Source organism: Dyadobacter sp., assembly GCF_051859145.1.
GTDB lineage: Bacteria > Bacteroidota > Bacteroidia > Cytophagales > Spirosomataceae > Dyadobacter.
The window spans coordinates 1-8,206 of the sequence record NZ_JBHYGF010000173.1; the positions used below are offsets into that span (position 1 = coordinate 1).

Below are 8,206 nucleotides of genomic sequence, written 5' to 3' on the forward strand. Positions count from 1 at the left end.
GGGGCGATACAGAATGCTCCCCGTTCTCGTAATAGTGGTAGTACAATGCGTCACGGCCTTTCACGCGTTTGTTTTTAAAGAGTGGCAGCATTGATTTACCCTGCATATCGGCAGGCACAGGCACGCCGGCCGCTTCCAGCAATGTAGGCGCAATATCCAGGTTCATGACCAGGTCATCATTCGTGGTCCCGGGCTTGATAACACCGGGATAGCGCATCAGCATCGGTGTCCGGAAAGATTCTTCATACATAAACCGCTTGTCAAACCAGCCGTGCTCACCGAGATAAAAACCCTGGTCTGACAGATAAATGACAATCGTATTCTGTTGTAAATTATGTTTATCGAGATAGTCAAGTGTGCGGCCGATGTTTCGGTCCAGTGAGGCGGCGGTACTGTAATAATCTTTCAGATAGCGCTGGTATTTCCATTCTACCAACTCCCTCGTGCTCAGCTTTTTAGATTGCAACTCTGCTTCTATTGCACCATAATAGGCATCGAACTTGGCTCTCTGGGCCGCATTCATCCTGTTAACGGTCGGCTCACCTTTCTTGCTATATCCCAGCATTTTCAGATCGTATCCCATTTGCATGGTTTTATCAATGCTCATATCCTGAACAGCCGCCGCCGATCTGGTCTGGTAGGTATCGTAAAAGTTGGGCGGCAATGGAAATTTGACAGCATCATACCGGCCGAAATCGACGGTATCCGGCAGCCAGTTCCGGTGCGTTGCCTTATGACCTATTACAATACAAAAAGGCTTTCGGGTATCCCGTGCATCCAGCCACTGTTCTGATATATCTTCGATCAGATTCGTTACGTAGCCTTCTTTTTTGATCTTTTCCCCATTCATTCCGATGAACTCTGGATTGTAATAGGAACCCTGGTCTGGCAGAATATTGTAAAAATCAAATCCCTCAGGCTTACCCTCCAGATGCATTTTCCCGATCCAGGCAGTCTGGTAACCGCCTGCTTGCAGGTGTTTTACAAAACTGTCCTGCCCATGATCAAAGGTGGAAGTTTCGTTATCCTTAAACCCATTTTTGTGACTGTACTTCCCGGTCAGCAAAACGGCCCGGCTCGGACCACAGATGGAATTGGTTACATAAGCCTTGTCAAAACGAACACCGCTGCTGGCTATCCGGTCGATGTTAGGTGTGGCCACAAGCTTGTTGCCATAAGCACCTATCGCCTGAAAAGCATGATCATCTGAAATGATAATGACAATGTTTGGCTTTGTACCTGCTTTTTGCGCCTGAGTCGGCAAAATCCACGCGGTCAACAACAGCCAGGTAAGTAGGCAGCCTTTTTTCAGCATTGTATTGTTTTGATTTAAATCCTGGAAATGAATTCCACAGCTAAAATGCTGTATGATTTACAGGATACAAAATAAAGAATAAATCATACATAATACAAAATTGAAGAAACTCTGCCGCTTGTTATACTAGCTGGCATTGTTCAATGCAGTCGGCGCTTTGCCGAACTTTTTCTTGAAGGAGCGTGAGAAGTGGGACAGGCTTTCAAAACCCAGATCAAGGTAAATGGCTGAGGGTTTTTCGCGTCTGGTTTCAATAAGGTGTTTGGCTTCGTCGAGCCGTTTGTCCTGCAACCAGTGTCTCGGCGGGGAACCGAATGTTTTCACAAAATCACGCTTGAACGCCGCAAGACTGCGACCGGTAAGCTGCGCGAATTTTTCAATGGGCACGTTGAAGTGGTAATTGCTGAGCATGAACTTTTCCAGGTCGATTTTATAAGGTTCTGAAAAGTCAAACAGAAAGTTGTGGAGCCCCGGCATTGCGAGCAGTAACAACTTCACGCCTTCCTTCACTTTAAGAATGCCCATTTCGTCTGTCATCTCCGCGCCCGAACTGCGCGCATAGGGAACAATGGATTGAAAATATCCCTGCAGGAATTCGTTTGTTGGAATGAGCATATTGGGCGGACCGATGTATTTTCGCTCTGCTTCCAGCTTCTCTTCCAGCGCAATCCTGCGCAGCAGGTCTTCCTGCAGGGAGATCACGATGGTTTCATAATAACCGCCGGGTCCGGGTGTTTTGATGAGGGTACCCAGCTGGTTTCTGCCGATCAGCAGCATTTCTCCTCCGGACATGGAGATCTTTTGCGAAGATGTTTCCAATGTAAAGTGCCCTGAAACCTGCAATATCAATGTATGATGGTTCCAGAAAGCCACCTTCTCTTTCCGCTCCAAAGAGAGGTAAGAATAGAAGATCACACCGGGGAGAATTTCTGCTGGACTGGTCATTTAGCGTTGTAAATAAGTGCCGCCAAGGATAGCACCAGGCGCAAAAGTAGTGTTTAAGGTATTCATTTCTTCCGGTGTAAATACAATATCCATGGCAGCAATATTTTCCGGCAAACGCGACCTGCGGCTCATGCTCACCAAAGGCATGATATGGTCACCCTGCGCATTCACCCAGGCAATAGCAAGCTGTGTGGGTGTGTAGCCCTTGCTGCCGGCGAGTTGCTTCAGTACCTCCACTTTTTCAAGGTTCTTCACGAGGTTTTCACCCTGGAAGCGGGAAAAATGATTGAGGTGGTCATTTTCGGCAAGCGGCGCTTTCATGTTACCTGTTAACAGGCCTTCGGCGGTGTTGGCAAATGCGACTACGGCAATTCCCAATTCTTTTGCCGCCGGAAGCAAGTCACTCTCTAGCTGTCTGTCTGCCAGTGAGTAGCCGATTTCCAAGGCGCTGATCGGATAAACGCTGTTAGCCTGGCGAAGCTGTTCGGCTGTGATTTCTGATACACCAATGTAACGTACTTTACCTTCTTTGATCAGGTCGGCTACTGTCCCGATAATGTCTTCAACAGGCACGCTGCCGTCCATTCGGCTGGGCTGGTAAAGGTCGATGGTTTCAATACCCAGACGCGTCAGCGAGTAGTTGATAAAATTTTTGATCGCCACGGGACGCAGGTCCATTCCCAGCCATTGACCATTGTGAAAGATAGCACCGAACTTAACGCTGATAAATGCATCGTCGCGCCTGTCTTTAATGGCTTTCCCTATCAGCATTTCATTATGGCCTGCGCCATAGAAATCGCCGGTGTTCAGAAAATTGATGCCGCTATCCAGCGCCTGGTGGATTGTAGCGATACTTTCGGTCTCGTCAGCTGTGGGCCCGCCCCAGACAGACGACATACGCATGCAGCCCAAACCTAGTTTGGACACGACCGGGCCATTTTGGCCCAGCTGAATTTTTGTGATGTTTTCCATAACACAAAGGTCAGATTTCGCGCCGCGTGCAAGTTGCTCCTGCGGCTCAAATGTTTTGTCTCTACGGCTCAAAAAGTTTCCAATCTCAGGTAGGGAAAGCTGCAGAAGTGACTAGTTTCGTCACCGGCATTGCCTGCGTTGTTGCGGGTTTTATAACATGGGACAAATTGCTCCACGAAAAACCAGTTGTAAGATCAGAAGAAGCTGCTGCTTCCAGCAAGGATATTGCCGATGCAGCACGTTTTGAAGCCCGCGCTTCAATTACTTAATCCGGTAGCTGACCAGCAAATAGGTCCGGCTGATTGTTGACCTTAAATCCTGTAACGCTGACATTCCATTGGTAAACTCATAGCGGAACTCGGCACCGAATTTCTTGTAAGTCGCGCCAGCGCCGCCAACAAATCCCAGTTCGTGCTTGCGGGTAGCGCCTAACACTATGTTTTTCGAAACGAGTGGCTGCGGGCTGGAAAATTTGCTTTCTATAATTTCCTCGTTTGTTTCAGAAATGGCAGCTGCATTGGAGATACCGACATTCAGAAACAGCTTCAACCCACCAGCCGGAATGTAGTACCTCACCATATTGGTAAGCTTGATATAGTTGTACCCCATTGTGCTGGTCCACCGGTTGTAGCTATCCCCGGTATACCTGGTCTCATCTACACTGCTTGTCTTATAAGATACAAATGCGAGTTCGTTGTAGACCGAAATGCGCTGTTTGAGTCGGGGTACGAGGAGATTAAAGAAAAGTCCGCCGGTTGCATTGCGCGATACCGGGAAATTTCCATGCACGAGCCTGGGATCATAAACACCTTCGAAGTTCAATTTCGAACCCGTTAACCCTGCAATAATCCCGAACTGGGTTACCGAAGTCGCAGATTTGTAGGAGATAGCCGGCTTGGTGGAAGCACATTGCGCATAGTACCTGTCAAACAGCTGGTTGACCATTTTGGATGAATAAAAAATCTTTTTATTTCCCGCCATCACCGCCTCACAATCAGAAAAAAACTTCTTCAACTGCTCCCTGTACTGGTTAACAGTTACAACCTGCCGCGACGCATTGTTGGCGAGGTACCGGTGATCCACCAGCAATTCATATACGCCCGGCTTGTCGCTGACATAAAGCTGAACCTTTTCGTCCTTTCCTTTCAGATAATATAAGCTCTTCGGCCCGCTATTAAGTGTTAACAGAAAGGCAGTCGTTTTTTCGAGTTTTGGTAAAGGGGAATACGATAGCTCGTCAATAGCAGACGGACTTGCATTCACATCTACTTCTGCTTTGATGTAACTTTCTCCATGCACATAAAAACCTTCCAGGTCGCTCAATCCGTATGTTTTTGCTGCTCCGTCAGCCGTATTCCGGAAGCTGATCGTTTCAGGATTTCTCGACCAGTTTTTGTAATCGATGTATCCTTTCAGTGTATCGCTGGCGGAAATGAGCAGATAACCGGGCTCAAAGGATCTCTGGGCTTTTGAATAATGGAAGGATATCAACAAAAAGGCAATGAGCGTAATCTTGGAAATCATACGATAAAGTTGTGATAGAGGAAGTCTACACAAAGTAACAACTGTTTTCAATCCTTTAAACACCCAAAACCACGCAGGTAACCTCAACGGGCACATTCTTTCGAAAAAGGTCTTTTATTTAGACTGATTATCGTTAGCTTTGTGACGTGCCTGTATCGAAGTACTACGCAGGCAGCGAGCGTCCCATTAATTATGTTTTTATGAAAAAACTTCTGATTGCCCTCTTTGCATGCTCTTCCATTGCGGGTTATGCGCAGCAAAAAAACACCCTTCTTGATCAAGCGTTCTGGAAGAACTCTCCGGACGTGAATACAGTAAAAGCAGAAATCCAGAAAGGCGCAGATCCTGCACAGCTGAACCCGGCTAGCTTTGATGCTGTCGTGATGGCGATTAACTCCGGAGCCCCGCAGGCAACCATTGAATTCTTGCTCTCCCAACCCGGAAATACGGTTGACAAGCTTACCCACGATGGCCGCACTTACCTGCACTGGGCAGCTAGCAGAGGCAATGTAGAAATTATGGAGTACCTGGTTTCAAAAGGCGCGAAAGCAGATGTAATTGACAGCCACGGTTCCACCCCGCTCAATTTCGCAGCAGGTGCCGGACAGGCGAATACGAAAGTCTACGAAATTTGCATTGCAAATGGCGCTAACCTCAAAAAAGACCTGAACCACGACGGCGCAAATGCATTGCTCCTGGCTGTGGCGAATGATAAAGATCTGACCCTTACCAACTATTTTGTTTCAAAAGGCCTGGACCTGAAAAGCACCGACGCTGCCGGCAATAACGCATTCAGCTATGCGGCGCGTGGCGGGAATATTGAAGTATTGAAAGCCCTATTGCAAAAAGGTGTTCCTGCAAACCCGACTGCGATGTTAATGGCAGCCCAGGGATCACGCCGCGGCGCTAATCCGATTGAAGTTTACAAATACCTCGAAAGTCTGAACATCAAACCGAATGTAACGGCCAAAAACGGCCAGAATGCATTGCATTCAGTAGTGCGCAGACCAAAACAGGATGAAATTGTTACTTACTTCCTGTCAAAAGGCGTGGATGTAAACCAGGCTGACGAAGATGGAAATACGGTGTTCATGAATGCAGCGGCTTCCAACCCGGACACTGCAACTTTGGCGCTGCTTGCTCCGAAGGTAAAAAACATCAACCAGGCTAACCAGAAAGGTGCGACTGCACTTGCAATGGCGGTTCGCGGCAACTCGCCGGCTGTGGTAAGTTATCTGCTCAGCAAAGGCGCTGACGTAAATGCAAGCGACAAAAACGGCGATAACCTGGCAGCTTACCTGGTTCAATCTTACAGTCCGCGCACTGCTGCTGATTTCGATGCCAAATTGAAAATCCTGCAAGACAAAGGATTGAAGCTCAATGCAGCACAGCAAAACGGAAACACGCTGTACCATTTGGCAGTAGCTAAAAATGACCTCGCATTGGTGAAAAAACTGGAAACTTACCAGATTGATGTCAATGCAAAAAACAAGGAAGGTATCACTGCCTTGCACAAAGCTGCTATGATCGCGAAAGACGATAGCATGCTCAAATACCTGATTTCGATCGGCGCGAAAAAGGATATCGTGACCAGCTTTGACGAAACTGCTTTTGACCTTGCCGGTGAAAACGAATCGCTTTCCAAAAACAATGTAACTGTTAATTTCCTGAAATAACTTTCATGACCCGCTTCATAAAAACTGCACTCCTGTTTACTGCGCTCACATTTGCGCGTCCGAATACCACCTTTGCGCAGGCAACCAATAAGTACAAATGCATGATCCAGATGACCAACTACATGGGCGAAGGTGCTTATGTGGTGATCTCTTTGATCAACAGCAAAAACGCTTACGAAAAAACGCTGTACGTGCTGGGGCCGGACAAAAAATGGTACAACAGCCTCAAAGAATGGCATAAATACCAGGCCAAAAAGAAAGACAATATCAGCGCGATTACGGGTGCGTCCGTCACCGGCGGCGACCGTAGCGTGAATGTGATCGAGATTGATAAATCCAAAATCGATGCGGGCTACAAAATCCGGTTCGAGAGCGCGGTGGAAGACAAAGCTTACCATGTAAAAGACCTTGAAATTCCTTTGACCACAGAGGCACTTTCAGCCAAAAGTGAGGGTACCGGCTATATTCGCTACGTCCGGTTCAGCCCCAACTAACAATCGGAGTACTTTATGACAATTTCAATATGGAGATACAGCCACCTTGCACTGGCTGTATCTTCTTTTCTTTTGCTGATCCTGGCCTCTGTAACAGGTATTATTCTGGCATTCAAACCTTTGTCAGAAAAAGCACAGTCCTATCGCTCTGAAAATTTCAGCAAAGCCGATCTTTCCCAAACCCTTCCATTATTAAGAAAACAATATCCTGGCATCAGCGAATTGTCGGTGGATGCAAACCAGTTTGTACAGATTAAAGGAAGCGATGCAGAAGGCAATAAACTGCTCGCTTATGTAGACCCGCTGACCGGAAAACTGCTAGGTACGCCCGCTCCGCCTTCGGAGTTTTTCGAGTGGGTTACCGCATTGCACCGTTCACTTTTCCTGCACAAAGCCGGGCGGTTTTTCGTAGGTCTTACTGCATTTCTCCTCCTGCTGATTACCATTTCAGGTACCATCCTCATTATACAGCGTCAGCGCGGATTAAAGCGGTTTCTTACCCGCATTGTGCGTGACAACTTTGCGCAATACTACCACGTCACACTCGGCAGGCTGTCGCTGATCCCCATTCTGATTATTGCTTTTACAGGCACTTACCTATCGCTGACACGATTTGAACTGATCGATACCAAACAAGTTTCCATGCAAGTTGATTTCGACGCGATTAAGTCGGAACCTGAGCGAAATTCTGCCGAATTTGAGATTTTTAAAACAACAAAACTCGCGGATGTTCAGTCCGTGGAGTTCCCTTTTTCCGAAGACCCGGAAGATTACTATACACTCAAACTGACTGAGCGGGAAGTTACTGTAAACCAGATCACAGGTGAAATACTCGGTGAGGTGAAATATCCTGCGTCGGTGATACTTACCAACCTAAGCCTCGACCTGCATACCGGGCGCACCAATGCACTTTGGGCCATTGTGCTCGCGATCGCTTCTGCCAACATCCTGTTTTTCATTTATTCCGGTTTTGCGATCACTTTCAAACGTCGCGCCAATCGGGTCAAAAACAAGTACACCGCCGCCGAAAGCGAGTTTATCATATTGGTAGGATCAGAAAACGGCAGCACATTCAGCTTTGCCAATGCAATCCACCAGCAGCTGATTGCGGCAGGAAAATCGGCTTATGTAACTGAGCTGGACAATTTCAATGTTTTCCCCAAAGCTTCGCATATCATTGTATTGACTGCAACCTACGGCCTGGGTAACCCGCCTACCAATGCGGCACATTTTCAAAAACGCATTCAGCAGCATAGGCTGCCGCAACGGGTTCAATTTTC

The 8,206-nt window shown here is 47.4% G+C and carries 8 protein-coding genes; 4 read left to right on the forward strand and 4 right to left on the reverse strand.

The window, feature by feature from the left end; all coding sequences use genetic code 11:
- The 3 genes from ACTIE6_RS11460 to ACTIE6_RS11470 all read right to left on the reverse strand — a co-directional run.
- The coding region (locus tag ACTIE6_RS11460; RefSeq protein WP_439556763.1) for a sulfatase family protein at positions 1-1,315 on the reverse strand (1,315 nt) is incomplete at its 3' end.
- 126 nt (positions 1,316-1,441) lie between these two features.
- Entirely contained in the window at positions 1,442-2,260 is an 819-nt protein-coding gene (locus ACTIE6_RS11465) for a helix-turn-helix domain-containing protein (protein WP_439556764.1), read from the reverse strand.
- Entirely contained in the window at positions 2,261-3,232 is a 972-nt protein-coding gene (locus tag ACTIE6_RS11470) for an aldo/keto reductase (RefSeq protein ID WP_439556765.1), read from the reverse strand. It lies immediately after the preceding gene.
- 107 nt (positions 3,233-3,339) lie between these two features.
- Between ACTIE6_RS11470 and ACTIE6_RS11475 the strand changes: the two genes are divergently transcribed.
- A complete protein-coding gene (locus ACTIE6_RS11475; protein ID WP_439556766.1) occupies positions 3,340-3,501 on the forward strand; it encodes a hypothetical protein in 162 nt (53 codons plus the stop codon).
- Here the strand turns inward: ACTIE6_RS11475 and ACTIE6_RS11480 are convergent.
- Positions 3,494-4,756, reverse strand: coding sequence for a hypothetical protein (locus ACTIE6_RS11480; protein WP_439556767.1), 1,263 nt, complete (start codon positions 4,754-4,756; stop codon positions 3,494-3,496). The genes ACTIE6_RS11475 and ACTIE6_RS11480 overlap by 8 nt on opposite strands.
- Positions 4,757-4,956: 200 nt before the next feature.
- Here ACTIE6_RS11480 and ACTIE6_RS11485 point away from each other — a divergent pair, with 200 nt between their 5' ends.
- The 3 genes from ACTIE6_RS11485 to ACTIE6_RS11495 form a co-directional block, all read left to right on the forward strand.
- Positions 4,957-6,432, forward strand: a complete 1,476-nt coding sequence (locus tag ACTIE6_RS11485) for an ankyrin repeat domain-containing protein (RefSeq protein ID WP_439556768.1) — start codon at positions 4,957-4,959, stop codon at positions 6,430-6,432.
- Between the two features lie 5 nt (positions 6,433-6,437).
- Positions 6,438-6,926: a DUF2271 domain-containing protein gene (locus tag ACTIE6_RS11490; RefSeq protein WP_439556769.1), complete on the forward strand. Its 489-nt coding sequence runs from the start codon at positions 6,438-6,440 to the stop codon at positions 6,924-6,926.
- 15 nt (positions 6,927-6,941) lie between these two features.
- Positions 6,942-8,206, forward strand: a 1,265-nt coding sequence (locus tag ACTIE6_RS11495) for a PepSY domain-containing protein (RefSeq protein ID WP_439556770.1), incomplete at its 3' end; no start/stop codon positions are given.